The 26,446-nt window shown below is 67.2% G+C and carries 18 protein-coding genes and 3 pseudogenes; 14 read left to right on the forward strand and 7 right to left on the reverse strand.

What is annotated here, in order from left to right; genetic code table 11:
- The first annotated feature begins 58 nt into the window (after positions 1 to 58).
- The 5 genes from ACFYXH_RS36110 to ACFYXH_RS36130 all read left to right on the forward strand — a co-directional run bounded on the left by ACFYXH_RS36110 (position 59) and on the right by ACFYXH_RS36130 (position 8,584).
- The gene (locus ACFYXH_RS36110) at positions 59 to 598 is read left to right on the forward strand and encodes an ATP-binding protein (protein WP_389572256.1); all 540 of its coding nucleotides are present in this window, start codon (positions 59 to 61) and stop codon (positions 596 to 598) included.
- Between the two features lie 95 nt (positions 599 to 693).
- On the forward strand, positions 694 to 1,476 hold the full coding sequence (locus ACFYXH_RS36115) for an RNA polymerase sigma factor (RefSeq protein WP_389572260.1): 783 nt from the start codon (positions 694 to 696) through the stop codon (positions 1,474 to 1,476).
- Positions 1,477 to 1,967: 491 nt separating this feature from the next.
- Positions 1,968 to 3,563, forward strand: a complete 1,596-nt coding sequence (locus ACFYXH_RS36120) for a sigma-70 family RNA polymerase sigma factor (RefSeq protein ID WP_389572263.1) — start codon at positions 1,968 to 1,970, stop codon at positions 3,561 to 3,563.
- 569 nt (positions 3,564 to 4,132) lie between these two features.
- Complete coding sequence (locus ACFYXH_RS36125; RefSeq protein WP_389572266.1) at positions 4,133 to 5,617, forward strand: carbohydrate-binding protein; 1,485 nt, start codon at positions 4,133 to 4,135, stop codon at positions 5,615 to 5,617.
- 1,065 nt (positions 5,618 to 6,682) lie between these two features.
- The gene (locus ACFYXH_RS36130; RefSeq protein ID WP_389572269.1) at positions 6,683 to 8,584 is read left to right on the forward strand and encodes an ABC transporter ATP-binding protein; all 1,902 of its coding nucleotides are present in this window, start codon (positions 6,683 to 6,685) and stop codon (positions 8,582 to 8,584) included.
- Here the strand turns inward: ACFYXH_RS36130 and ACFYXH_RS36135 are convergent.
- Positions 8,574 to 8,819: pseudogene (locus tag ACFYXH_RS36135) on the reverse strand (transposase family protein); the annotation flags it as partial. The gene ACFYXH_RS36130 and the pseudogene ACFYXH_RS36135 sit on opposite strands and share 11 nt — an antisense overlap.
- 451 nt (positions 8,820 to 9,270) lie before the next feature.
- On the opposite strand from ACFYXH_RS36135, the gene ACFYXH_RS36140 reads away from it, so the two are divergent.
- Positions 9,271 to 11,337: an alpha-L-fucosidase gene (locus ACFYXH_RS36140; RefSeq protein WP_389572272.1), complete on the forward strand. Its 2,067-nt coding sequence runs from the start codon at positions 9,271 to 9,273 to the stop codon at positions 11,335 to 11,337.
- A gap of 565 nt (positions 11,338 to 11,902) precedes the next feature.
- Here the strand turns inward: ACFYXH_RS36140 and ACFYXH_RS36145 are convergent.
- From ACFYXH_RS36145 to ACFYXH_RS36155, 3 genes are all read right to left on the reverse strand, one after another.
- Positions 11,903 to 12,136 (reverse strand): hypothetical protein, encoded by a 234-nt coding sequence (locus ACFYXH_RS36145; protein WP_389572274.1) that lies wholly within the window; start codon positions 12,134 to 12,136, stop codon positions 11,903 to 11,905.
- A gap of 323 nt (positions 12,137 to 12,459) precedes the next feature.
- Positions 12,460 to 13,185, reverse strand: coding sequence for a M64 family metallopeptidase (locus ACFYXH_RS36150; protein ID WP_389572277.1), 726 nt, complete (start codon positions 13,183 to 13,185; stop codon positions 12,460 to 12,462).
- An 882-nt stretch (positions 13,186 to 14,067) separates the two neighbouring features.
- Entirely contained in the window at positions 14,068 to 14,859 is a 792-nt protein-coding gene (locus tag ACFYXH_RS36155; RefSeq protein ID WP_389572280.1) for a hypothetical protein, read from the reverse strand.
- 1,699 nt (positions 14,860 to 16,558) lie between these two features.
- On the opposite strand from ACFYXH_RS36155, the pseudogene ACFYXH_RS36160 reads away from it, so the two are divergent.
- The 5 genes and pseudogenes from ACFYXH_RS36160 to ACFYXH_RS36180 all read left to right on the forward strand — a co-directional run.
- Positions 16,559 to 17,146 (forward strand): annotated as a pseudogene (locus ACFYXH_RS36160) (hypothetical protein); the annotation flags it as partial.
- A 556-nt stretch (positions 17,147 to 17,702) separates the two neighbouring features.
- The gene (locus tag ACFYXH_RS36165) at positions 17,703 to 18,473 is read left to right on the forward strand and encodes an ABC transporter ATP-binding protein (protein WP_389572281.1); all 771 of its coding nucleotides are present in this window, start codon (positions 17,703 to 17,705) and stop codon (positions 18,471 to 18,473) included.
- 56 nt (positions 18,474 to 18,529) lie between these two features.
- Positions 18,530 to 21,082, forward strand: coding sequence for an ABC transporter permease (locus ACFYXH_RS36170; RefSeq protein WP_389572284.1), 2,553 nt, complete (start codon positions 18,530 to 18,532; stop codon positions 21,080 to 21,082).
- Between the two features lie 81 nt (positions 21,083 to 21,163).
- The gene (locus ACFYXH_RS36175) at positions 21,164 to 21,520 is read left to right on the forward strand and encodes a hypothetical protein (protein ID WP_389572286.1); all 357 of its coding nucleotides are present in this window, start codon (positions 21,164 to 21,166) and stop codon (positions 21,518 to 21,520) included.
- Between the two features lie 289 nt (positions 21,521 to 21,809).
- A complete protein-coding gene (locus ACFYXH_RS36180; protein WP_389572289.1) occupies positions 21,810 to 22,913 on the forward strand; it encodes a M64 family metallopeptidase in 1,104 nt (367 codons plus the stop codon).
- 444 nt (positions 22,914 to 23,357) lie between these two features.
- Here ACFYXH_RS36180 and ACFYXH_RS36185 read toward each other — a convergent pair whose 3' ends face one another.
- Together ACFYXH_RS36185 and ACFYXH_RS36190 are read right to left on the reverse strand one after the other, a co-directional pair.
- Entirely contained in the window at positions 23,358 to 23,972 is a 615-nt protein-coding gene (locus ACFYXH_RS36185; protein WP_389572291.1) for an integrase core domain-containing protein, read from the reverse strand.
- 9 nt (positions 23,973 to 23,981) lie between these two features.
- Positions 23,982 to 24,164, reverse strand: a complete 183-nt coding sequence (locus tag ACFYXH_RS36190; RefSeq protein WP_389572294.1) for a hypothetical protein — start codon at positions 24,162 to 24,164, stop codon at positions 23,982 to 23,984.
- A gap of 24 nt (positions 24,165 to 24,188) precedes the next feature.
- Between ACFYXH_RS36190 and ACFYXH_RS36195 the strand changes: the two are divergent.
- Positions 24,189 to 24,685: pseudogene (locus ACFYXH_RS36195) on the forward strand (transposase); the annotation flags it as partial.
- Here ACFYXH_RS36195 and ACFYXH_RS36200 read toward each other — a convergent pair.
- Positions 24,659 to 24,859 carry a hypothetical protein gene (locus ACFYXH_RS36200; protein ID WP_389572297.1) on the reverse strand — a complete coding sequence of 67 codons (201 nt, stop codon included), beginning with the start codon at positions 24,857 to 24,859 and terminating at the stop codon, positions 24,659 to 24,661. The pseudogene ACFYXH_RS36195 and the gene ACFYXH_RS36200 sit on opposite strands and share 27 nt — an antisense overlap.
- Positions 24,860 to 25,385: 526 nt before the next feature.
- Between ACFYXH_RS36200 and ACFYXH_RS36205 the strand changes: the two genes are divergently transcribed.
- Both ACFYXH_RS36205 and ACFYXH_RS36210 read left to right on the forward strand, forming a co-directional pair.
- A complete protein-coding gene (locus ACFYXH_RS36205) occupies positions 25,386 to 25,697 on the forward strand; it encodes a transposase (RefSeq protein ID WP_389572514.1) in 312 nt (103 codons plus the stop codon).
- Positions 25,698 to 25,797: 100 nt separating this feature from the next.
- The gene (locus ACFYXH_RS36210; protein ID WP_389572299.1) at positions 25,798 to 26,088 is read left to right on the forward strand and encodes a hypothetical protein; all 291 of its coding nucleotides are present in this window, start codon (positions 25,798 to 25,800) and stop codon (positions 26,086 to 26,088) included.
- The last annotated feature ends 358 nt before the right edge of the window (positions 26,089 to 26,446 follow it).

Consider the following 26,446-nt stretch of genomic DNA (forward strand, 5'->3'; position numbering starts at 1 on the left):
GTGGGAGCGATCCGATCCTCGATGCCCTGTTTCAGCGGGCACTTCCACGGAGTCCGATTTGGCCAGCACTGACCATACTCGCCGGGCGGTCACCAGCCGCCCTCGACCGATCCTTGCGAAGCCGCCTGGTCGGGCACGATGTCGGGCGTTCTGCATCACCCGGGCGACGCGCGCCACCGTGCCGGATTTACGTCGCTTCGCGGTCCATACAGCCCGGCGGTGGGCGATTCCGAAGGACCCGTACGACATGCTGGCGCTGGTCGTCAGCGAACTGGTCACGAATGTCGTGCTCCACAGTGGCAGCCCGGACGTCGCGCTACTGATCACCTTCGACGGTGTCGACCTGAGCGTCGAAGTCACCGACAACGGACGGTGGCTGGAGCATGACGCCGGGGCCCCCACGCTGGAGCACCGCGCCTCCTTCGGGCGAGGACTCGAACTGGTCCGGGCGTACAGCAGCTGGTGCACCGTCCTCGCCACCGCGGCCGGCACCCGGGTGACGGCCGGTATCCCCGTCATTGAGCCGGACGCGAGCCGGGTTGAGGTCCGCGAGCACAGCGGTTCGACACGCTTCGGGCAATTTCTTGGGTATGGGTGATCCGCCATCCGCGTATTGCCGACCCCGGACCGTCCGCGGTGAGATGAGAGCGCACGGCGCTCCATACCGGAGCACGGGCCCGCAGAGCTGCGCTGGTGATTCACGACCTGAACTCGCCGGCTGCCCGGTCGCCGACGACGGACCGGCACCCCGGACTGCCGCTCGCCCGGGTTCAGGTCCGGCTCGCGGCGCCGCTGCCCTGTCGCCGGACGATCCGCTTCCCCTGGATGCGGACGGCACAACCGTACACGGCGTGCACCTGGGGCCTCCTCGGCCCGGTGGACGCCTCACGCACCAGCGTGTCTCAGGTCCCCGTGCACCACACCCCGGGCGGCTTCCGTACCCGTTCGTACGTCGCCCCGTCACCGACCCCTGTTTTCATGGAATGCGGAAGGCTTGGCTGCTCCATGGTCGACCACCAGGACGAACCGCCCACTGACGCCGAACCCGTCCCCGCCGCTCTGAGGAACCCTGGATCCGCCGCCGTGGTGGAGGAGTTGTACCGGAGGCATCGTGAGCCGGTCCTCTCGCACGCGTACACCTGCCGCCATGATCCGCGGAGCACCGAGGATCTCACCTCGGAGGCATTCCGCGCGGTGCGAGAGGCCCGATCCGGCTGCGGTCCCACGCTCGCCCGGCGCCCGTCTCTGCTCACCGTCGTGCGACGCACCGCTGCCGGCCGGGCAGGCACAGCCCGCCGCACCGGAATGCCGTCAGCATCGCTGTCGCCATGGGCCCGTGCCGAACCACGGGGGAAGGGCGGCTGTTCCGCAGGCACGAGCTGCGACGGCAGTTGTCTTCTGCGCATCGAACTCCGCGCCGGCGAGCCCGGGCACGAGATGCGGCTCGGCACGCTCATCTGGTGGGGAGGGGAATGACCCGCATCCAAAGCGGGGCGCGCCGGTCGTGCTCACGTGCAACTAGTGCGGCGCCGTACGGCTCTGCTGTCTCGTCGACGGCCGGGCACCCGCATCGGGCGCGCCCTCGTACACCCCCGTCAACTCGTCGGAGTGACGCACGGATTACAGCTGAGCGAATTCCGTCGCCTCCCACGGCTGCCACCTGCCACCGGAGATAAGTGGAAGACTCCTATGCAACGGCTCGCGACCGCTGCAGCAGCCGCTCTCCGACGCTGCCTTGGTACTTGCGGTCGCAAAGGTCATCTCGAGCTGTTCAGGCTTCTGTGCCGCCGCCCGCTACCCCGCCGAAGCGAATTACCCCAAACGCTCCCACTGGCATTCGAGCATCGGACACAATGTCGCTTCCGCCTCATCGAAAGGCCTTGCTACGCATGTCCGGTGATAGTGTTGGCTCCCTGTCCGACGCCGAACTCACGTCAGCAATCAGAGAGTTAGTATCCGAAGCTCCGGTGGAGGAGCTGTACCGGCGGCACCGTTCGGCGGTTCTGTCCTATGCGCGTACGTGTTGCCGTGATCCGCACACGGCCGAGGACCTGGTCTCGGAAGCGTTCGCCCGCACGCTGCAGGCGGTGCGGTCCGGGGGCGGTCCGGAGGCCGCCTGGCGCCCGTATCTGCTCACCGTTGTCCGCCGCGTCGCCGCGGAATGGGCGGGCACAGCACGGCGCACCGAGCTGTCGGCCGACTTCGAGCATTGGCTGGGCAACCTGCCCGACAGTCCCGAGGCGGAGAGCAGCGAGGAGCGGATACTGCGTCTGGAGGAGGACAGCCTCGTCATCCGCGCGTTTCGCTCGCTGCCCGAGCGCTGGCAGGCCGTCCTGTGGCACACCGCCGTCGAGGAGGAACCCGCCTCGAAGGTCGGCGACCTGCTCGGCATGGGCGCCAGCGGGGTCGGCTCGCTGGCGTCCCGGGCCCGGGAAGGGCTGCGCGAGGCCTACCTGGCCGTGCATGTCGAAAGCGCCTTGGTGAGCGAGGAGTGCCGCCGCTACAGTTCCCTGCTCGGAGCCGCGGTGCGCCGCAGCGGCCGTCGCCCGAACAAGGACCTCGAGCGGCACCTCGCGCAGTGCCCGCACTGCGCTCACGCGCTGAGCGAACTCACCGACCTCAACGAGCGGCTGGGCTCGGCGCTGCCGACCTGTGTGCTGCTGTGGGGCAGTTCGGCGTATGTGGCAGCCCGGATGGCCGAAGCCGGCGCGAGTGCCGCTGGTGCGGCGATGGCACCCGGCACACTGGGCGGCGTCTCCCCGAACGGTGGTACGGGGTGGTGGCCACCGGCCGCGGACTCCCCGCTCCGCTCGGGCGCGCTCGCCGGCGGCGTCGTCACCACCCTCGCGGTCGCCCTCCTCATCCTGCCCATGCCGTTCGATGACGACGGCACCGAGTCCTCGCCCTCGCAGGCGGCGCCGGCCGTGACGGACGTCGAGCATCCGCCGCCCGTCACCATCACGGCCACCCCCTCCCAGCAGACCCCTTCCGGCCAGGCCGTGCCGGCCGTCCACGCATCGGGTACGGCCTCGGGGAAGCCGGCCAAGCCGTCTCCCACCGGGGTCGACCTCGGGACCGTCACATGGTCGGGCACCCTCCGCAACCGGGGAATCACCACGAAATGCGTGGAGCCTGCCGGCACAGCAATCGTCCAGAACACATGCGACGGCAGCAAGGACCAGGTCTGGCAGACCGTGTGGTCCAAGAACAGCAAGGACTACATCTGGCTGCGCAACGCCGCCACCGGCGAGTGCATCGACTACGGTGCAGCGACCTACCACTCCGCAGCCATCGACAAGGACGTCATCGAGGTCGGAATGTGCCCCTGCCGCACCGAGGGCGAAGGGCAACGGTTCAGCTTCGCCCTGTGGTGGGTCGAGAACGACGGCAGCTACCTGGTGCGCGCCCCCCGAGGGGACGGCAAGCCCTGGCAGGAGATGGTGCTCGGCATGCTGGACTGGCGGGAAGGGGCCGACCCGCCGCCCGAGACGAACGCCCCCCTCGTGCTCACCTACAACTACTACAACTCCACACGGCTCCGCTATTTCGTCGAGGGCAGGTGACAGGGCAGGCCGGGCCGGAACCCGTACGAGCCCGTCACTCAACGGTGGACCCCACTCGGCAAAGCCTCGGCAAAGCAGCGGGATGGACGCAGTCGAACACCCTCTTCTCCTGTGACCAGCCAAACACGCATAACGAGGGGGACTCGGTGGCCCGAAGCGTCCTCGCGCACCACGTCCACCAGCGCTTCAGCGATGCGCCCTGCGTTCGGCGGGCGCGGAGATCACTGTCCGTTGCGACCAGACCGGCGCCGCGTCGGTCACCGCAAGGCCGGTTCCCGAAGCGGGTTCAGCACGTTGGGTTTATGCGGTCATGAGGTCCGCCATCGGCGGCCGCACGGCGTACATCACGGCCGGTGCCGAGGCGATCCCCGTGTCGGCGCTACCGAGTTCACCTAAGCGAGTATCACTACAATTCCTTGCCGGCTGAGGAGCAGCGTCTCAGCCGGCAGGGAGGGTGGCGCCGTGTCGGAGTTCACCGATGGCACCACCGGACTTGAGTGGAAGGCTCCTCAATGCAATTGCTCTTGGGCTCGCGGCCGTCACAGCAACCTTTTTCCGACGCTGCTGTGATGATTGCGTTGCGCAAAGGCCGGATCGAATTCTTTCGGCATCTCTACCGCCGCCACTACGCCGCGGTGCAGGCATACGCCTCGCAATGCGTGAGAGGTCCGCTGCATGCGCAGGAGGTGACGTCAGATGTCTTTGCGCACCTGCTCCAACAGATGGTGTCCGGGGAATCGCTCATCGAGCGTCGTCATCCGGGATGCCTGCGACCCCAGTTACTGGGGAAGGTCCGCACCGCCGCGATCAATCGCTGGCACCGGGAGCGCGACACGCTGTCGCCGGACTTCCAGGCCTGGGTCGCGGCAGGATCACGGTGGCCGTGGGGCGAAGACGGCCAGCTGGCTCTCGCGTACGAGCGCCTCCCGGCCACCACCCAGTGCCTGCTGTGGCACTCGGTGGTGGAACGGGATGATCCCGCGTTCACGGCACGCATCACGGGCCTGGATCACCATGCGGTTCCGGCTGCGTGCGACCAGGCCATGACCGCGCTGCGCCAGGCCCGTGCGGACCTGTACCTCGAGCGGCTGGAGCGTCCGGACTGCAGGGATGTGATCGAGCGGCTGACCCAGCGGCCTGAGGCGGACCCGGCTGAAGCTTGGGACCATCTCCGCGCGTGTCCGGCCTGTGCGGCTGTCTACAAAGACCTGTCCCAGCTCGACGAGCAGCTCGAAGCGCAACTGCCGGTACGGCTGTTGGGATGGTGGACGGGACAGCGATACCTGCGTGCGAAGGCCGCCATCCCCGTACCACTGGTCGATCCGCCGTTCCTGGCAAGGTTGCTGGAGCGAGGCCGGGCCGATGCCCCCGCACAGCCCTCGCGTGTACGTCGGGCCACGGCGGCCACCCGGGGGAGCCGGGGAAGAAGCAGGGCAGCGTCCTCCCTGAAGTCTCCTCGTCGCTCCCGGGCCGCTGTCGCGGTGGCGGGCTTCCTGGTCGGCGTTGGCGCCGGCATGCTCCTGCTGACCGCTTGTGAGCAGCAGCTCGGACCGCACAGGCAATCGCCCCCTACGTCCGGACCTTCACCTGCCCCGGACGCCCCGCCGTCACAGCAAGCAACACCCCCTCCTGCGCTCTCGGCCCGATTCCCCGTCCAGGCCAATGCGTACACATCGCAGCAGGGGACAAGCGCCGGCCCCGACCACCCCGGTGCCCGTGCCCTCGGAAGCTCTTCTGTCCTGCGTTACGACCGGGTCGATTTCTCCACCGTCCGAGACACCCTCGCCGTGGCGAGGCTCGCGGGGCCGTCGGGCGGCGGTGCCCGGATAGAGCTCAGGCTCGATTCCCCTGCCCGACCACCGCTGGCACACATCATGCCAAGTGCCGACGGTTCCGTGAACGACATCTCGGTCCCCATCACCCCCGTCGTCGGCGTGCACCGTGTCTACGTCACCGCGCACTGCCCGACGACCACCGATCGATGCGTCGAACTCTTTGCGTTCGGTGCCGCACCGTCGCTCTCTGGGGCTCTGCTCCCCCTTCGCCGTCCATAGGGAGCGTCATGCCCATCATCCGTGGCCACCACCGAGCAGCCACGACTTCCTTGTTGCGTGCGAAGAGGCCGCCCTGGTGGAAGCCGAAGGGACTGATCCTTCTCGGGCTCACGTCGGTGTCGGCCGCGCTGCTGCCACTCACCACCCCGGTGGGGGAACCGCGAACGCCGGTACGGTGAGTGCTTCGCGTGCCGCTCCGGCGGTGGGCGCCGCGGCAGTTCCTCATCACCACGCGACGCCGGCAACGGCGATGGGGCCCGCCGCCGACGATGCGGACCCCGTCAGTATCGACGGTGCGCGAGCGGTCAGCCGTATCGCAAAGCCTGATTCGCCCCGCCGCGCAATCCGAACAAGACGGCGCACATTGTTGTCGCGTCCCTCCCTTCATGCGCTCAAGCGCTGATTCGAGTCGCCTACGGACAAGTCGAGTTCCCAGAGGAATGCTGGTCGAGAGAACCTCGACCAGCATTTCCGCGTTGCCCGGGGCGGGACGTGCGCACATGCGGAAGCGACGCTCCGTCAGAATGCAGAAAAATTCCATGAGTTCCGTTGAGTAGGCCTGGATCCACATCCGTACTATCAGGTGAAGGTTGCCAAGGATCCGGCCCAATGAGGTCGCCATTCGAGGCAACCGGAAAGTGGGGTCTGACGGCCCTGAGATCCAGCATGGAAAGGAAGAATAAGTCATGGGATTTAATCTCTTCAGGCTCGGCAAGCAGGGTGCCGGGCGCTGCCGGCGTGGCGCTGGTCAGAAGGCGCAGGGTAACGGCCTCGGCAAGGCCGGCGGGGCTAATGGCGCCCGCAAGTGCGGCCGCCGGTAACCGTTCTGCGGATACGAGAGGTTCCAGCCGGCTCCGGCAGCCGGCCCTGCGGATGACAACACCGGAGTTCTCTCCGCCCGCCTGACAGGGACCCGGAGATTGATACCGTCAGCCCCTCTCGCGGACATCAACTCCGATCACCGCAACGAAAGGGCCGCGGCCGCAGCATGAATTGCTGCGGCCGCGGTCTGCCGGGGGCGGCTCGGCATCGGAAAACGCAGCACTCCAACCCAACATCGGTTATATGCGCCAGATGAACAAATCAGCCATGCCCACAGTCGCAATCACACACGGACAGCGAGTCCATCACGCGAGAACATCGTCTGTTGCCAGCTTCAAGGAATTCTGGCCATTGGCCCGGAAGAACAGACCCGCCATGGCGGCGACCTTATCGTTGCTCATGCTCTCCGCGGGTTTCCAGACAGCCTCCATCTGGCTGGTTTCCTACCTCACCGACAATGTGCTTGTCGGCGGCAGGGTCTCTGCGTTCTGGCTGCCCGCCGCGACATGGCTCGCCCTGGCGGTGCTCGGTGGACTGGCGGGATTTGCGGGCGGATACCTCGCCGACTGGGTGAGTGAGCACTTCCTGCTTCAGTTGCGTGACCACACCTTTCAGCACCTGCAGAAGCTTCCTCCGGACTATTTCGGAAAGCGTGGGATCGGCGACCTGGTGGCGCGGCTGACAGGCGACATCGAGGCCGTGGAGTCCCTGGTCACCTCAGCTCCGGTAGCAGCAGTGACCGCCACGTTCGAGATCATGTTCTTCACCGTCGCTGCCTTCTGGATCAGCTGGCCGCTCGCCCTGGCGACCGTCGCTGCCGCTCCGGTGTTCTGGCTGGTCGCTCGTGCCTTCTCCCAGCGCATGCGGACCGTGACCCGGCAGGAGCGAGACAGCAACGGACAGCTCGCCTCCCTGCTGGAAGAGAACCTGACCAACATGCCCGTTGTGCAGGCATACAACCGGCAGGAAGCAGAGCGCGCACGGGTGCACCGCGAAGGGCGGACATGGATGCGTGCGAATCTACGCCAGGCGCTCCTGGACGGTGCCTATCGGCCCCTCAGCGGGTTTGTCGAAACCCTCTGCGTCCTGCTCGTCATGGGCATCGGAGCCTGGCAGATCTCTGCTGGTCGGCTCACCATCGGCGGCCTCCTTGCCTTTTCGGCGTACGTCGGACACCTGTATCCCCAGTTGGAGCAGGTCAGCGCACTTTTGATCCAGACGTCGTCGGCGACAGCTTCAGCGGAACGCGTCCTTGAGGTGCTTACGGCTCGGCCCGTTGACGCACCCGCGGACGGTCTCGTCACCGTCGATGACGGTCCTGCTGAACGCATTTCCCTTGACAAGCCGCACCTGAGAAAGGCCTGTCCGCGGCGACGCGCGGCCGTTGGGGCCCGTCGGGGCTCCGGCATGCGCCCGACGGCACCGCACACGCCAAGCCTCGACCGGCCGGCCCGGTCCGAAGCCCTCGCATCGGTTCGTGGCTCGATCGCCTTCGAAGGTGTCAACTTCTTCTATCCCGGTGCAGCCCGACCATCGCTCTGGGAAGCCTCGCTCACTGCTGCACCCGGTCAGCTCGTTGTGATCACGGGACCGAGCGGGGCCGGCAAGTCCACGATCGGCAAGCTCCTTCTACGCTTCTACGCTCCCTCGGCCGGCCGCATTCTTCTCGACGGTCTGGACATTGCCCCGATGACGGCGGCATCACTGCGCCAAAACGTCTGTCTCCTGCCGCAGGAAAGCATGCTCTTCGAGGGGACGATCCGGCAGAACATCGCCTACGGTCGCCCTGACGCCGACGATGAGCAGATCGCCGCAGCCGCCAAGGCCGCCGACGCGCACGATTTCATCAGCGCCTTGCCTGACGGGTACGCCACCTCGGTCGGCCGGCAGGGCCAGTTCCTCTCCGGAGGGGAACGCCGTCGGCTGGCCATCGCACGTGCCATGATCCGTGACGCACGGGTCCTCGTCCTTGATGAACCCACTACGGGCCTGGACGACGAATCCGCAGAGCGGATCACGGAACCCCTTCGCCGCCTGACCACCGAGCGCACCACGTTCCTCATCACTCACGACCTGCGACTGGCCTCTTACGCCGACACCATCATCGAGGTGGATGCGGGAACACTGACGACGATCACTCCCTGACGCATGCTATGCATCCCGCCGCCGGCTGCCGACAGTCACACAGGATCTGTAGTTCTTCATGCGGTCCAAGGCATGCTCGACGCGGGCCGGACCCGGCGATGTTCCGCGTTGTCCTTCTCCTCACCCGCCAGAAGTGGCCGGCCGGGGCGTTTACGGTGCGGGACGATGAGACCGGTGTTGATGTACGCGCCGTCGCCCAGCAGGTGACTCCTTCACACCGCTCGCGGAGCGAGGCGACGAGCTGGTCCTCCCCGGCTGCGGCCGTGATCGGGATCTGGGGTGGAGCCGTCAGCCCTGGCGGACAGACGGGGGCGTGCAGCAGGCTCGCTCGCACGCGCTCTGCGTCCCAGGCCGTGCCGAGGCCGTCGAGCCGCTGTGCGCTGTCGGCCGGTTCGTCCGGCAGCACCGTGTCGCCAGCGGCGACGGTGCCGATACCTCGTCGCGGGGCTGTGAAGGACAGGGCCGGACCCGCACACACCCCAGCAACTCAACCCCGCAGGGCCCGACTTGGAAAAATGTTGGCAAGGCGGCGGGATGGCTGCCGTCGGACACAGTCATCCTCCATGACCGACAGGACGCACATCCGGGGAATTCGATGGTCCGAAGTCGCTGAGCCTGTGGGACCGAGCGCTGCCCACGCGTCCGCAGGCTGGAGATCCCCGCAGCCACTCTTCAAGGAGCCCGCCATGCCCTCTGCCCCTCTCAGTAGACGCTCCCTCATCAAGGCTGCCGGGCTCGCCGGCGGCTCTGTGGCCTTTGGGGTGCCGCAGGCCCTGTGGCCCGCCACCGCCGAGGCGTACGCCGTCGCTTCAAAGCTCGACTGGTGGTACCAGGCCCGGTTCGGGATGTTCATCCACTTCGGGTCCTACTCGAACCTCGGCCACGGCGAGTGGGCATTCCAGCGGGAGAACTGGAGCAAGGCCACCTACCAGGACCAGGTCAGCAAGCGGTTCAACCCCACCTCGTTCAACGCCGGCGCCATCGCCGAACTGGCCAAGAACGCAGGCATGAAGTACCTCGTGATAACCGCCAAGCACCACGAGGGCTACGCGATGTGGGACTCCAAGGTCCCTGGCTTCACCGACACCACCGGCACCAAGCTGTACAACCTACGCGACTACAGCGGTGTGCAGACCGACCTGCTCATGGATCTCAAGACCGCGTGCGAGAGCCGTGGCATCAAGTTCTGCCTGTACTACTCGATAATGGACTGGAATCACCCTTCCCAGACCATCCGCGGGGGTGGTCTCACCAGGATGTCCTCGCAGGCCGCCCGCGCTGCCTACATCGTCGACATGAAGGCCCAGCTGCAAGAACTGCTGGACCGCTACGACCCGGCACTGTTGTGGTTCGACGGCGACTGGTTCGCCGAACCCTCCAGCCCCACCCTGGACGACTGGTGGCTCACGTCGGACGGCGCCGATCTCTACAACTGGCTGATCGCCCGTAAGCCCAGCCTCATCGTCAACGAACGGGTCAAGCGGGACGGGAGCCTCGGCGACTTCGTAACACCGGAGCGCGGTATGCCCCCCGGACCGTTGGAGCGGCCATGGGAATTGTGCTCCTGCTCCTACACGACGTCCTCCTGGGGCTATGACGTGTCGAGTGAGAACTCCTACAGATCTGTCAAAGACGTCGTTCAGGAGCTCGTCACGGCCGTTTCCCGGGACGGCAACCTCCTGTTCAACATCGGCCCCAAGGGTGATGGCTCGGTCACAGCCGGATCCAAGACCATCCTCGATGGCCTGGCCACGTGGATGTCGAAGCACAGCGACAGCATTCATGGGGCCGGCGGCAGCCCGTTCGCCACCGAGCCCGCCTGGGGGAAGGTCACCAAGAAGAACGGCAAGCTCTTCGCCCATGTCTTCACCTGGCCCACCAACGGCGTGCTCCGGATCCCGGCGATCGACAACGCGATCAGCCGCGTCTACCTGATGAACAACCCCTCCGGAGCCATGAGCTCGCTCCCGTACACCGTCACCGACCAGATCAACGTCACCGTGCCGACCACCGCGCCGAACGCCAACGACTCCGTGGTGTGTGTCGAGACCACGGGCATGCCCGTGCGGGTGTCCGTGACGGTCTTCGAACACGTCGGGTATTCCGGGGCCCGTGCTGTCCTGCCGCTGGGCGGCTACACCTCTTCCCAGTTGTCGGCCGCAGGAGTTGGACCCGGTGCGATCTCCTCGATCCTGGTGCCCCGCGGTTACCAGGTGACGGGCTACTCCGGCGACAACTTCACCGGCACCGCCTGGACGTTCACCGCGGACGCACCCGATCTGCGCGTGATGGGCAACAATGACGCCATCGCCTCGCTGAAGGTGACATTCGACCCTGCCGAGTACTTCCGCCTGATCAACGTCACCAACTACCTGGTCCTCGACAGCGGCGGCAATGTCCCCGAAGGCTCGAACCTGAAGCAGTGGACATCGATAGACCACCCCAACCTCCAGTGGAAGGCGATCGAACTCGGCAACGGCTACTACCGGCTCGTCAACCGCACCAACGGCATGGTTGCCGACAGCTATGGTGCTACCAACAACGGCGCCCCGGCCCGGCAGGCGAACTGGAACGGCGGTGAACACCAGATGTGGCGGATCACCCACCGCGGCGCCGGCCAGTACTCGATCGCCAACCGCAGCACGGGACTGGTCCTTGATGGCGGCGGACGGGGCGCCGTAGGGTCCGTGGCCAAGCAGTGGACGTGGGAGCAGCACAACAACCTGCTGTGGACATTCAGGCCGGGCGGCTGACGGCGTCTCCGCAGCCACCTCCAGCACGTCCGCGTCCCACCGCAAGTCCTGCGGGTCGAGACCACCGTGCACAACCTGGCGAGCGACCACTGACCCGGTCCCAGAGGTGCACTTGGAACTTCTACGGTCACGCGGTCAGTTCGAGCATTCACATCGCCCCGGCCCACGGCGTGAGGGCGGCCTCGCGAGATCCGGGCCGGGGCTCTGTGATGCCGGTTCAGCGGGAGTCGGACGCGGAATCTGGCCGTCGAGGCCGGGATCGTGTGCCCGCGCTGGGTCAGCAGTGGCTGGAGCTGGTGGACCGCTCGGGTGAGGGTGCTGCCGTGGACGCCGAAGAGCTGCGCCAACAGGTCTGGGTAGCGAGTTTGCGCAGGTAGAGCACGGTGGCCAGGACTCGATCGGCTGCGGTCAGCTTGTCCTTGGCGCCCGTTCCGGGGGCGCAAAGCCGTTCACGCTCGCGCATCTCGCCCAGAGCGGGCGTCAGCTCGCAGGACGAGGGCGTCCCGTTGCCGGCGAGACATGCCGCTGGTCAGCTCCGGGCTGCGAAGTGACGCTGCATCGGGGTTCAGGGTGCCTCGGTCGAGAAGGCGGTCGGCGTTGCTCGTTCCGCGCAGGGGATACCGGGCTGTTCGGGATGGAGCGTGTGGTTCCGGCCGCCGTGGAAGCGATGCCGGGTCACAGCCAGTGCGTTGATGTGGGCTTCGGTCACCATGATGCCGGTGTCGAGCTCGTCCTGCACTTTCAGACCGGTGCGGGTGGTGGTTGCCGCCCCGGTGGCGCCTGTTCGAGCCTGGCGCACGCCCGGGCGCGGCTGGATGAGCGGCCTGCGGACTGCCCGTCACCTCGGCGCGGACAGCTCAACTCAACGCCGCACGGGACGACTTGGCAAAGCTCCGGCAAAGCGGCGGGATGGTCGGGCCCGGACGGAGTCCTCTCTGGTGGCCAGCCGACGGCCTTCCGCGCTCGTGAAGACGCGCGTGAGGCCCTTTTCTTCCTTGCTCTCGGGGGGCGATGTCCTGGTGCGTGCGTCACGGTTGTTCCGGCTGTCCCGCTTCAGAAGCAGAGGTCTCGTTCTCCTGGCCCTGACGGCAGTCATGACAGCGCTGCTGCCGCTGATCACTACTACCGCCGACGGCGCGACCCCCGCCGCGCGCCCGCACCCGCCTGCCACGGGGCAGGCGGCGCCGCCTTCTGCGCCGCAGATGGCCCGTTCCATCGAGTAGCGCCCGCCCTGGTAGGCCCCGATGACGCCGCCGTCGGGGTGTTTCGTCCGAGGTAAAACGCCCACTTGGCCCCGCGCGGGTAGGCGGTGACGTTCGGTTCCCTGGGTTCACCGCCCCTGTAGGTGGTGCCCGGTGTGTCGTACTCGTCGGCCAGGCCGCCTACGGAGTGGCCGAGTTCGTGGATGGCGATGCGGCCGGACAGCGCGTTGCCGCCGGAGTCGCTGGCGAGGCTCGGGTAACCGGCGCCGCCGTACTTGGTGGTGTTGCCGACGGCGACGATCGCGTCGACGCCGGGGGCCTGGGCGGCGTACGCCTTGGCCTTCGACTCGTTGAGACACAGCAGCCGCTCGGTACCCTCGCAGAAGAAGCGCATGTCCAGGGCGGTGTCACGGTTGATGCCCGGAGAGGGGTCGTTGTCCATGCCGGACTCGTTGGACCGGACGTTGACCAGCCACACGTTGATGAGCTGGCGGTACTTGTTCCACGGGGCCGTGGCGGCGATCTCGTTCCACTTCGCCTGGGCGTGCTGACGCAGCAACCCCGTCTGTGAGGCTGTGTAGCCGTCGCCCACGATCACCATGTCGAATCGCGAGGCAGACGGTCCGGTGTTCTGAAGGGCGGTCACTTCCGCGGCCGCCCGCCTTGACGTTGGCCGACGCGGCTGCGGTCTTGACCTGCTTGGATATTCTCACTCGGGTGATGGTGCCGTCCGGCGAGAACACCTCCCGCCCTTCGGTCGGCTCGGCGGTGCCCGCCGCCGCGGCCTTCGGCCGCAGCACACAGCATGGCCACGGCCAGTAAGATTGAACTTCGTCGGCGCATCAGCGCTCCTCCTTGTGCCTTAATTGGTGTGGGTGCGGCAGTACTCGGCGGCCAGCCGCCGCCATGGGCGGGGTGCGGGGCCGCGGCGTATCAGCGGCGTGTGGCCCGCACCCCTGCCGGTCCCTCCTGACAAGCCCTCTGGCTGAATGGGAGGCATCGGGGCCGAGCCTCCTGCGTCACCGACCGTGGGGCGTCTTCACCGCGCCTGGCACGGCAGGAGGGTGCGCGGCCGGGTCGACGCGCGTGCGTGTGGTGTTGGGTGCCTGACGTCGGGCGTATGCGGCCCGGCAGCGTACCGCCGTCGGCCAGCAGGGCCGCCCCTGAGGCATCGGCACGGTCCATCAACCGCTCGACGACCTCATCCACCAGCTCATCGGGCTTGACTGCCGGATTCTCCTTGTCGCTCACGTCCGATCCGGGAGGCCAGGGGCCCACAGCGAACCCGGCCAACCTGCCACCTCACGGACTTGGACGATCTTTCAGATACACCTCCCGGAATCGCCACCTCACTTCGGGGGGCGTCCTGTTGTGCAGAGTCGTATGCGTCTCAGGACCTCCTTTCCGGTGTCGTGCAGTTGCCTCCGTTTGGATCGAGGTGAATTCCGAGTAGTGCGGAGGTGGGTGACCCGCTCCCGCCCCAGGGGACGGCGAGGCGGGAGCGGGAATACCCGGTGCTGTTCCCGAGCTATCCGACGCGCTCGACGCGCACGTTCTGGATGACGTTCTTGCCCTGTTCGCGGACTTGCTCGAACGCCGCGTTGTTCAGCAGCACACAGCTTCCGGAGGGCGCATTCACCTTGACGGTCGTCGACCTGTTGTTGTTGAGGTTTGTCACCCTCAGCCGCGTCCCCTCAGGGAACTGGTTGCTGGATGCCGCCGGTGCACCGCCCTCTCCGGACAGTGTCACCGTCGACCCCTTGCAGACCACCTGGCCCGCCTGACCGCCGCCTTGAGCGCCTCCTCCCTGCCGGTTGTTGCAGCCTGCGGATTGCTGCTGCTGCCTGATCTGACCGATTATCGCTTGCGACCTGGCGATCCTCGCCCGGGAGTTGGCGTTGGGGTTGGCCTGCTCATTGGCGATGAACCGCTGGTGCTCCGACGCAAGACTGGCCAGCTGGTTGCACCTGCCATTGCCGCCGCGTTGAGCGCCTTGACCACCTCCTCCCTGCCGGCCGCCGCCTTGAGCGCCTCCTCCCTGCCGGTTGTTGCAGCCTGCGGATTGCTGCTGCTGCCTGATCTGACCGATTATCGCTTGCGACCTGGCGATCCTCGCCCGGGAGTTGGCGTTGGGGTTGGCCTGCTCATTGGCGATGAACCGCTGGTGCTCCGACGCAAGACTGGCCAGCTGGTTGCACCTCGACGACGCGTTGCCCTGCCGCTGGCCGGCATTTCCGGTTCCGGTCATCGCGAATGCCGCACTACCGACCAGTGCAGCGGCGCCGACTAGCAGGACGATTTTCTTCTTCTTAGTGATCATTCTCTTTCGGGACACTTTCAACTCCGTCCTCGATGGCGAAACACGGTTCGGATTCGATCCGTGTGCCATGGAGTACGTGTCGATTCTCGATTGCGTTCAGAGCCCCATTGGATTTTTTTGCGCCCCGTGAATTGCGCCCGAAGGCAGGGGGCATTGAATCCGGAAAGATCGCACAGGAATTGACGGAACGCACCCTTGAGCGAAATCTCGGACGTCATGCGTGACTTCGAGAATGGGCTGGGGAGCGCCCAAAAGGAATGTGTATTACCGTGACACGGATCTCCCGCCGGAGAGGCGGAACGCCGCGGCGGGGATCGGCATCCGACTCCTTGGCCGACTCCCCGTGCGTCTGAGGATGTCCGGGCAGCAGCGGATCGACTCGGTGAGTCGCAGCCGCTGCTCGACGTTGTGCATCAGGACGCTTCGGGCCATTCGGGTTCCCTGCAGATGTGTGTCGTATGGAGGGCCGGCCATGATGAAGGACTGCGTCCGGCCCCCGCCGTCCCGCCTCTTTGCCGATGCTTTACCAAGCCGGCTCCCGCATCGCGGAGTTGACAGGGTGTGTACGGGCCTCGCCTGTCTCTCCCGGCCCTTGACGACGTAGCGGAGGCGTGGAGCGTTGTAGTAGTTGTTCGTGATCACGACCGTGAGGTTGCCCCCCGTGGGCCGCGGGCTGCACGACTCGCACCGGTCCAGCATGCCGAGTTGCATCTCGTCCCAGGGCTTGCCGTGCAGGGGCCCATCGCGACGGGCACGTTGACGGCGCTGTCGGCCGGTTCGCCCGGCAGAACCGTGTCGCCGGCGGCGACGGTTCCGATACCTCGTCGCGGGCCTGTGAAGGACAGGCCGGACCCGCACAAACCCCATCAACTCAGCCCTGCAGGGCCCGACTTGGTAAAGTATTGGCAAAGTAGCGGGATTGCTGCCGTCGGACACAGTCCTCCTTGGTGACGCCCGAAAACACGACGCACATCCGGGGAGCTCAATGGTCCGAATGTCCTCACGCACCATGTCCATCTGCGCCTCAGTGACGTGGAGATCGGAACGCTCGTGCGACAGCGTAGAGCCGCGGCCTTCCGGGGCGTGCGGCGCGTATCAAGGCCGCGGTCTGCGATGGCCCGTCCGCCCTCGTGGCGGACGACTGTGTTGATCAGCGCGCGCATGCCGGGGCTGCGGCGTGGAACCGGGCGCCGATGGCGCCGGACTTCACGTACAGGCCCGACAACCGGTCGGCGGCCGGAGGGGCGTGGCCACCGCCTGTGCGTTCCCGCACCACCGTTGCCTGCCGGGTGCTCGCTGACACACCGTCGCCGAGATGGATGGGATCACCGCGTGGCTGGTGGGCCTGGGGCGGCGAGACCAGTAGGTGAGAGCCCCGCCCCCGACGTGGCCGTTGGCTGCTTCCCCTCTTCCGGACACGGGGCCGAGTCGGGTGACTTGCGGGCATGCTGCACCGTGTCACGGTAATGACAATTTCTGCGCGGGTGTGCTCTGGCGCATCTTGAAGTAACTCATGGCATCAGATATTTCGCGCTACGGTACGTTCCTTCGAATGGGAGTGTGTCCTTTCCGGGCCTTAGTTATCCCCTTCCGGCTGTGATCATCAGTCGAAAAAAAGAATTTGAATGCCGACGTTGAGCAGAAAGCTGAATCGGGACGTACTGCATGGCACACGGATCGAATCCGACCGTGTTCCGCCATCGAGTACGGAGTTGACGGTGTCCCGAAAGAGAATGTCAGCAAGAAGAAGATCGTCCTGCTCGCCGGTACCATCGCATTGGTCGGTGGTACGGCATTCGCGAAGACAGGTACCGGCAATGCCGGCCAGGTGAGGCTCAACCAGTCGTCGTCACGGATGTGTGATGAGCTGGCCGGGGCTCCGGCGAGCAACCACAATTCATCGCCAATGAGCGGGCTAACCCCCATCCCAACTCTCAGGCGAGTATCGCCAACCGGCAAGACGTAATCGGTCTCATCAAGGTGCAGCAGCAGGCCGAAGGCTGTCGCGGGTCGGGCGGCCGCCAGGCTACTCCGCCCGGAGAACGCCTGCCGCCAGGCTACTCCGCCCGGAGAACGCCAGAGGGGTGGGGCTGCTGCGGGCCAGGTGGTCTGCAAGGGGTCGACGGTGACGCTCTCCGGAGAGCGAGGCGCGCCGGCGGCGCCCAGCAACCAGTTCCCCGCCGGGACCAGGTTGAGGGTGACGAACCTGGAAAACAACAGGTCGACAACCGTCCAGGTGGAGTCCCTCGCCGGTAGTTGTGTGCTGCTGAACAACGCGGCGAGCGAGTCGGACAGCTCGGGAGGAGCGCTGAATTCTCCCGCTCCCGCCCTGTCGTCCCAGGGGCGGGAGCGGGGCACACGCCTCCCTGCTACGCCGCGAATTCACCTCATTCGTATAGAAGAAACTGCACTGCATCTGAAAGGAGGACCGTTCGACACGCCGACTCTGTGCAGTAGGACGGTCCTGGAGTGATTCCGGGGGGCTTACCCGCCGCGCGCTGCCCCGGGCGCCCCCGCGTCCCCGTGGGATTGACGGAAGCTCGCCTCCTCGCGCCCCAGGTCTCCTCCCTGGTCCCGTCTCAGATCCCGTCTCTCTCGTCTCAGCTCGCGCCCGCTCTCGTCTCAGGGACGCCGTCATACCAAAGGAGGAGGAACGGGCCGGGCGGTCCGACCCAAGAGAGCCTCAGGAACGAGCACCGGGGCTGACGATCCGTAACCGGGCGGCGGACAGGATGAGGTGGTTCCCACGGACCACCTCGACAGGAGAGTTCCCTCGTGACCACCACCCCCATCGCTCAGGAGGGGGTGGTTCCCACAGACCACCTCGACAGGAGAGTTCCCTCGTGACCACCACTCCCATCGCTCACCGGGCCACCGCAGCGGCGGCCCGCGCCACGGAACTGTCCAAGGTGTACGGACAGGGCGAGACCCAGGTGGTCGCGCTGGACCGGGTCACCGTGGGCTTCCGGCAGGCGGAGTTCACCGCGATCATGGGCCCCTCGGGCTCCGGCAAGTCCACGCTGATGCACTGCGTGGCCGGCCTGGACAGCTTCAGCTCCGGGTCCGTACGGATCGGTGAGACCGAGCTCGGGTCGCTCAAGGACAAGCAGCTGACCCAGCTTCGCCGGGACAAGATCGGCTTCATCTTCCAGGCGTTCAACCTGCTGCCCACGCTGAGCGCGCTGGAGAACATCACCCTCCCGATGGACATCGCCGGCCGCAGGCCCAACAAGCGGTGGCTGCAGCAGGTCATCGACATGGTGGGCCTGCAGGACCGGCTCAGCCACCGCCCCACCGAGCTCTCGGGCGGCCAGCAGCAGCGCGTCGCCGTCGCCCGCGCCCTCGCCTTACGGCCGGAGATCATCTTCGGTGACGAGCCGACCGGAAACCTGGACTCGCGCTCCGGCGCGGAGGTGCTGGGCTTCCTGCGCAACTCCGTACGCGAGATGGGGCAGACCGTCGTCATGGTCACGCACGACCCGGTGGCCGCCTCCTACGCCGACCGGGTGATCTTCCTGGCCGACGGCCGGATCGTCGACGAGATGCTGCACCCCACCGCGGACGGCGTCCTCGACCGGATGAAGGAGTTCGACGCCAGGGGCCGGACCAGCTGAACGACCGTTACTCCGCTCCCTAGAACTCCGGCTCTCATCTGAGGACTGACACAGACATGTTCCGTACCGCCCTGCGCAATGTGCTCGCGCACAAAGCCAGGCTGCTGATGACCGTACTCGCCGTCATGCTCGGCGTGGCCTTCGTCTCCGGCACCCTGGTCTTCACCGACACCCTCGGCAACGCCTACCGCAAGCAGTCGGCCAAGAGCTACGACAACGTCGCGGTCGCCGTCACCACGTACACCAGCCAGACCGACGGCAAGAAGAAAGACGCCATCGACACCAGGACCCTGGAGAGGATCCGGGGTCTGGACGGGGTCGCCAGTGCCACCGGGCGGGTCTCCGGCTTCGCCGGCGTCGCCGACCAGGACGGCAAGCTGATCGGCAACGGCTGGTCCAACACCGGTGCGAACTTCGCCCCCGGCAAGGACGGCAAGGACTCCGCCTACACCTTCACCGACGGCTCGGGCCCGGTGAAGGACAGCCAGGTCGCCCTCGACCAGGACTCCGCCGACAAGGGCAGGTACCAGGTGGGCGACACCGTACGGGTGGCCACCAACGGTCCGGTGAAGGAGTACACCCTCTCGGGTGTCTTCACCACCGAGGACGGCGCCGTCAACGCCGGCGGCAGCCTGGTCCTCTTCGACACACCGGTCGCGCAGAAGCTGTATCTGCAGCCCGGCTACTTCAAGGACGTGACCATCACGGCCGCTCCCGGCGCCTCCGACCAGAAGATCCTGGGCGCGGTCCGGCCGCTGGTGCCCGAGCACGCCGGGGCGCAGACCGGCAGGCAGCTCGCCGACGACCAGGCCCGGGAGATCGAGGAAGGCCTGTCCTACCTCAACACCATGCTGCTGGCCTTCGCCGCCATCGCGCTCTTCGTCGGTGTCTTCCTGATCGCCAACACCTTCACCATGCTGGTCGCCCAGCGCACCAGGGAAGTGGCGCTGATGCGCGCCGTCGGTGCCTCGCGCCGGCAGGTCAAGCGTTCGGTGATCCTGGAGGCGATGGTGGTCGGCGCGGTCGCCTCCGTGGTCGGCTTCGCGCTCGGTCTCGGTCTCGCCACCGGCCTGCGCTCCGCGATGACCGCGTTCGGCGCGAAGGTGCCGGCCGGACCCCTGATCGTCTCGCCCACCGCGGTCGCCGCGGCGTTCGGCGTCGGTGTGCTGGTCACCGTGCTCGCCGCGTGGCTGCCCGCCCGCCGGGCCGCGAAGATCCCGCCGGTGGCGGCGATGGGCAGTGCCCATCTGCCCTCGACCACCAAGTCCCTGGTCGTGCGCAACACACTCGGCGGTGTCATCACGCTGGCCGGTGCGGCGGCGGTCCTCGGCGGTGTGTCGGTCGGCGAGGAGGACGGCCGGACGCTGATCAGCGCCGGCGCGTTCCTGATGCTGATCGGCATCATCGTGCTGATCCCCACGCTGTCCGTTCCGGTGATCGCGCTGGCACGGCCGCTGCTGCACCGGGTGTTCGAGGTGTCCGGCAAGCTGGCGGGACGGAACGCGGTCCGCAATCCGCGCCGTACCGGCGCCACCGCCTCGGCGCTGGCGATCGGCCTCACCCTGGTCACCGGCCTCACGGTCCTCGGCGTCACGCTGGACCGGGCTATCGACAAGTCGACCACGGACAACCTCCGGGCCGACTACATGGTCACCATGGCCGGCGGCGGCGTCCTCGACAAGTCGGCGCTCACCGCGCTGGAGAAGGCGCAGGGTGTCAACGCGGTCTCCCCGAATCAGGAAACCGTGCTGAGGATCAATAACAATTTACACACCGCCTCCGCGGTCACCCCCGGAGACGTGGAGAAGGTCCTCGACCTCAAGACGGTCTCCGGCTCCATGGCCACGCTCGGCAAGGGCCAGCTCGTGGTCGACCAGAAGACTGCCAAGTCCAACGGCTGGAAGCCCGGTGACGTGGTGCCGGTGGAGTTCGGGACCGACAGCGACGGCGGCAAGGCCGCGACGAAAAACCTGACGATCGGTGCGATCTACCAGGGCACTGACTTCCTCTCGTCGGAGGTGCTGGTGTCCACGAAGGCCGTCGCTCCGTACGAGGCGAAGCCGGACTTCCACGAGGTCTGGGTGAAGATGGACGGCGGCGCGACCAAGGCGAACGAGCAGGCGCTGGTGAACGCCCTGGGTGACAACCCGGCGATGAGCGTCATGGACCGGCAGGACATCCGGAACAAGTTCGGTGGCGCGATCAACACCCTGCTGAACATGATGTACGGACTGCTGGCGATGGCCCTGATCATCGCGGTCCTCGGCGTCATCAACACCCTCGCGATGTCCGTCTTCGAGCGTCAGCAGGAGATCGGCATGCTGCGGGCGATCGGCCTGGACCGCCGCAAGGTCAAGCGCATGATCCGCCTGGAGGCGGTGGTGATCTCGCTCTTCGGCGCGGTGATCGGTGTCGCGCTCGGCTCGTTCCTGGCCTGGGCGATCGGCGAGACGATCAAGGCAGACGTCCGGCACTACGCCCTGGTCATACCGTGGGACCGGATCGGGATCCTCCTGCTGCTGGCCGGGGTGGTCGGCGTGCTGGCGGCGCTGTGGCCGGCCCGGAGTGCGGCGAAGCTGAACATGCTGACGGCGATCAAGACGGAGTAGCCGCTGCCGCTGTACGTTCTTGCGCTCCCCGCCCGGCTAGTCGCGACCAGCCCGGCCACGGCTCATCGGGGGAAGCTCGGTGTGCGCTCCTATCGCGGGAAGCTCTTCGGCCACTTCGGCGACCGCGCTCTGTCGCGGGAGCGGAGAGAACTGGCCGGATCATCCACCACATCGACCACATCGCCCTCACCCAGCCCTGGCACCAGTTCGACGAGGCATCGCTGTTCCACCGGGGCGTGTTGGGCCTGGAGGCGGGACGACAGCCTCGATCTGGCCGACCCCTACGGGCTCGTGCGCAGCCGGGCCCTCGCATCCCCCGACGGCGGTGTACGCATCATCCTCAACATCGCCCCGGCGCCGGGCGCCGAGGACACCCGTCTTCAGCACATAGCGCCGGCGACGGACGAGCGGAACGGCCCCGTACGGCCTGCACCTTGAGTGCGTATCCGTGTTTTGGGGCTACGAATAGCCGGTGCCCGGTTGAGTCTCTAGGTTCGCTGTGCCGGACAGGTGCCGTGCCTGTCTGGGGCAGCGAGGTGTGCCTTGCGAATTGGCTGTATCTGCAGGGCCCCGGCTAACGGGCCCTGCGGGGCGTTGGGGGCACCGTCAATCTCTCGTCCCTCGGCGACCGGTCGTGACCGCCAGGCGGGTGCGATGTATCGGGACCTGGACTGCCAATTTTGAGCATGGCGACGTCAACACTCCGCATACAGAAAGGGATTCCGCGATGGCCAGTCACAAAAAGGTGTCCGCGAAGGGCAGGCACAGAAAGGATTCCGAGAAGGGCCGTCCGGGACTCGTGGCTGCCGCGGCGGGAGGGGTGCTGTGCGGTGCGCTGTTCGTCTCCAACGCGTCGGCGGCTGAGCCTACCGGTGCGCAGTCCACTGGCGCGGAGGACGTGCAGTCGAGCACCGACCAGCAGACGTACCAGGAGGTGCAGCCTGGCGGGGCGGAGCAGCAGCCGGCCCAGGCGCAGGTATCGGAGCCGGCCTTCGCCACACCCGACGCACGGGACCGCCGCCAGGCAGATGCAGGCCCCAAGGTGGAAGCCATACACACCGCCGGCCCGTCCACAGACAACTTCGACCTGACATTCGTCGGCGAAGGCTACACCGCAGCCGAGCAGGATCAGCTGCGAAGCGATACGAGAAAAATGTGGGAGGGGCTCTCGAAGACTGAGCCGTGGAACAAGTATCGCGACCGGACCAATGTGTGGCTGATCTTCACGGTTTCCAAGCAGTCCGGAGTAGACAACGACCAGGGCACCAAGGAGAAGCCGAAGACCGGCGGCCCGCGCGACACCGCGTTGAACGTGGGATTCAAGTGCGACGGGGTAACGCAGCGGCTGCTGTGCAACAATAGTGACTATCCCGGTGACAAGGCGAATTCGTTCGCGAAACGCTATGTCCCGGCGACCGACGCGACCGCCGTGATAGCCAACACCGACTCGTACGGTGGATCCGGCGGTAAGGGCGCCGCCGTCGTGTCTGCACGCGACCCCCAGTCCGTTGATGTCCTCGCGCATGAAATCGCCCATTCGGTCGCCGACCTGGCCGACGAGTACTTTACGCCGCGCACATGGTATACGGGCCCTGAACCCACGGAACCGAACGTCACCAAGGACCCGTGCGGGAGAAAGTTCTCCCCCTCGCGCCAGTGCCTCGATCCCGATTTGTTGGAAAGCGGCGGCAAGGGTAAGGAGTTCGGTATCTACCATCTCAAGGCCGCCAGCAGGCTGCCGCTGGATTCAAAGATGGGTACGGTCGGCCGAGACTGGAGTCCGCTGCAACTGAAAATTATGGATAATGCTCTCCAGTCCCTGATCCACTGATCCGCTTAGACGCCCCTGGCGCGGACACCGGTGGCGGCGGCAGCGCATAGGAGCACCGGGCGGGGTGACCCCTTCGGCGCCGACGCAGCCGGCGACAATGACTCACTGAGCGTTTGGTGACGGTGATTCGCGTGTGGTCCCGGGCCGGCTATGGCGCCGGTCCGGGGTCACTTCGCCGGTGGGTGTGCGGGCCGTGAGGTCGGTCATCGCGCTCTGCCTTTCCTGTGCCGGCGTGATGGGTGTGGGGACAGAGGTGCTGATCGTGGACTGGCCGCGGGTGGAGGCTGGTATGGCAGGTATGCCTTGCGGAACACGTTCGGTTCGAACAAGCCGCACTTTTGGGCCGACCACCGCTGGGACCACATGCGCGACTGAGCTGCACCCCGTTGCGTGGAGTCCCGGGCCTGTCCCGAGTTGCGCGGAGTCGGGACAGCTGATTTCACGCTACAGGTGTTGCGCGCAGCTCGTACTCGACGGGGTCAGCATCTCGAGGGCGGAGTGCCTGCGTTGCCGGTTGTGGAAGATCTCCAGGTACTCAGACAGGGCCGTCGACAGCTCAAGGCGGGTGCGCCACCGTCTGCGGTCGAGCCGTTCCACCTGCACGCGGGCCCAGAAGGACTCCGTCAGCGCGTTGTCCACGCAGTCCCCGACCGAGCCCATGGAGGGCAGCAGGCCGGAGGCGCGGGCGCGTTCGGTGAAGGCCCGGGACCCGAACTGCACGCCGTGATCGCAGTGGATGATGGTTCCGCCCGGCTGTGGGTGGCGGTTGCCGATGGCCATGCTCAGCGCGTTGGTGGCCGGCGCGGCGGTGGGTGAGGTGTCATCGACCAGCCGACCACCCGGCGCGAGTAGGCGTCCAGGACGACGGCGCAGTACACCTTGCCCTCGAAGGTGGGGTGTTCGGTGATGTTCGGTGACCCACTGCTGATCGCGGGCGTGCCGGGTGAAGTCGCGGTTGACCAGATCCGCGACCGACGGTGTTTCGGGCCTCGGCCGGCGGGTGCGGTTGCCGGGCAGGCCGGCTCGCCGCATCAGCAGCTCCACGGCTCCGTGGTGCACGTGGATGCCTCATCCCAGGGCGAGTTCGGCATGCACGCGGCGGAAGCCGTAGGTGCCGCGGGAGGCAGCGCGGATGCCGAGGATGGCCTCGGTCAGCCAGGCGTGCCGCACCGTGCGGGCCGAGGGCGGACGGTCGCGCCAGGCGTAGTGGCCGGACTCCGGTGGGCGAACGGCTCGCGCAGAACGGTCCACTGGCCGATGTTGCGGGCGAAGCCGCTGGCCATCTCGCCGGCCCGCCGGCCGCGCAAGGACACCGTCTACATCGTCGACGGCACCCTGGTGCCGACCCGCGACCGTAGCATCGCCGCCTCCGGCAAGAACTACCGGTACTCGACCAACCCGCAGGTCGTCATCGACGCCAACAGCCGTCTGGTCGTGGCGATCGGAGTTCCGCTGCCCGGCAGCCGCAACGACTGCCGGGCGTTCACGGAGTCCGGTGTCGACCGGGCCTGCCGCGGGGCCCCAGTTGTCGCAGATGGCGACTACCAAGGCACTGGCCTTCTCGTCCCGCACCGCAAACGGCGTGGCCAGAAGCGTCTGGCCCGCAGCAGGAGGCCGAGAACACCGTCCATCGCCGGGCCCGAGCACGAGTGGAACACGCCCGTCCCGACTGAAGAACTGGAAGATCCTGCGGAACTGCCGACTCAAGGGAAGCGGTGGTCACCAGGCCATGCTCGGCATCCCGGCTACACAACCTGGCCGTCACCGGATAACTCACGCCCTGCACGGGACACCCTCCAGGCGCTGCGCGGCCTCCGCCCGGTCGCCTTCTTCGCGGCGGTCGTCCTGGCCGCTGCCCTCTTCTCCGGTGGCTCGTGCACGTCGGCCTCGGCGTCCTCGCCGCGCGAGGCCTTCGCCTTGGCCACCGACTCCTGCAGGGCGGCCATCAGATCCACCAGCCGGCCCGGCTTCGCCCCCGGTTCCGGCGCCTCCGGTGGAGCGTGACCCTCACGCTGGCCGCGATCACCTCGTGCAGCGCCTCCGTGCAGGTGTCCCGGAATTCGTCGCCTTCGAGGTCCGCGCGTGAGGGTGTCGATCAGCCGCCCGGCTTCGGTGTCGTGTGACAGCTTCGGCGATCTCGTCGGTGTCCGCCGGCTCTGCGAGAGACTTCGGCTTCCTCAACAACCCCGCAACGCGGACCCGCCGTTGTGCCCATCTCGCCCCCGATCGCGGCGGGGACTGCGCCGATGTCCGGGCCGCCACGCCGGTCACTCCTCACCTCCTGGCCCAGCGCATGGAGCAACTGACGGAGCAAGTGCCTGACCTGCAACGACGCTTGACCGCCGTTGTCCAGACCCACGCCCGGCGGTTGCTGGAGCCGACCGGTACAGGGCCTGACAGTTCCATCACGCTGTTGATCACCGCAGGCGACAACCCCGAGCGTGTGGCCTGACGAGGCTGCCTTCGGCCGCACTGTGCGCAGTCAGCCCCGTCGAACGTTCCTCCGGCGAGCAGCAGCGCAGACGCTGCAACCGTGGAGGCGACCGGCAAGCCAATGCCGCGCTCTGCCGCATCGTGCAGAGCGGCCTTCGCCGGGATCCACGCACCCTGGAGTACCTCAAGCGACGGACCAGCGAGGGAAAGACCGGCCGCGAAGTGATCAGCTGCCTCAGGCGTTGCGTCGCTCGAGAGATCTCTGTGACGTTCACCGTGCTGCGGGTTGCGGCCGCATCGTCACCCCACTGTATAACGGTTTGGTTACGTAGCGGGATGGTGCGGCCGTAAGTGGCTCCTCATCACCGCAAGAAGTTCCGCCCCGTCCACGCGCCAGGGTGATCGCCATTGCGCAACAGCCCCACCGGCACCCCTGCCGCCAGTGCCGCCAGTGCCGCCGTTGCCGCCGAGCGACGCCAACGTGGCCGCCGGCGTACGCAACGGCACGTTCCGCGAGGCCCGGACCGCGCTGCAGAAGTTGTACCGGCGGCACCAGCCGCCAGTGACCTCGCAGGCGTATGCCCGTGCGCTGCAGGCAATGCGTGGCGGCAGCGGTCCCGAGGGGGCCTGGAGCCCGTACCTGCTGACCATGGTCTGCCGCACCGCCGCAGCCTGGTCCCTCACGGCCCGCCGTACCCAACTCGCTCCCGACTTCGAGACCTGGCGGGTGAGGCGGCGGTGACGGAGAGCGGAGAGGAGCGGAGGCGTTCTGCAGCTTGCCCGAGCGCCGGCGGACCGCTCTGGCACTCGGCCGTCGAGGGCCAGTCGCCGGACGGGATCGCTGCGCTGCCCGGACTCAGCCCGAGCGGCGCCGCCTCGCTCGCGGCACGCGCGCGCGAGGGTCTGCGGGCGGCTTACCGGGCCGACCATGCGAGGGATGCAGCGGTGCCGGACGAATACCGTCATGTCGCCGGCCCACTGGCTGCATCGGTCCACCGCGCGGGGCACCGCCGCGTCCACCGGGGTCTGGAGCGGCATCTGACGGTCTGTTCCCGCCGCCGTCGCGCATCGCTCGACCTGCGGAAACTGAAGGATTCGTG

The sequence above is a fragment of the Streptomyces sp. NPDC002730 genome, assembly GCF_042888805.1.
Lineage (GTDB): Bacteria > Actinomycetota > Actinomycetes > Streptomycetales > Streptomycetaceae > Streptomyces.

Excerpts from the sequence above, each read along its gene's own strand:
- ACFYXH_RS36125 (WP_389572266.1), top strand. The coding sequence starts at position 4,133 with ATGATTGCGTTGCGCAAAGGCCGGATCGAATTCTTTCGGCATCTCTAC.
- ACFYXH_RS36130 (WP_389572269.1), top strand. The coding sequence starts at position 6,683 with ATGCGCCAGATGAACAAATCAGCCATGCCCACAGTCGCAATCACACAC.
- ACFYXH_RS36140 (WP_389572272.1), top strand. The coding sequence starts at position 9,271 with ATGCCCTCTGCCCCTCTCAGTAGACGCTCCCTCATCAAGGCTGCCGGG.
- ACFYXH_RS36155 (WP_389572280.1), bottom strand. The coding sequence starts at position 14,859 with ATGATCACTAAGAAGAAGAAAATCGTCCTGCTAGTCGGCGCCGCTGCA.
- ACFYXH_RS36170 (WP_389572284.1), top strand. The coding sequence starts at position 18,530 with ATGTTCCGTACCGCCCTGCGCAATGTGCTCGCGCACAAAGCCAGGCTG.
- ACFYXH_RS36180 (WP_389572289.1), top strand. The coding sequence starts at position 21,810 with ATGGCCAGTCACAAAAAGGTGTCCGCGAAGGGCAGGCACAGAAAGGAT.
- ACFYXH_RS36200 (WP_389572297.1), bottom strand. The coding sequence starts at position 24,859 with ATGGCCGCCCTGCAGGAGTCGGTGGCCAAGGCGAAGGCCTCGCGCGGC.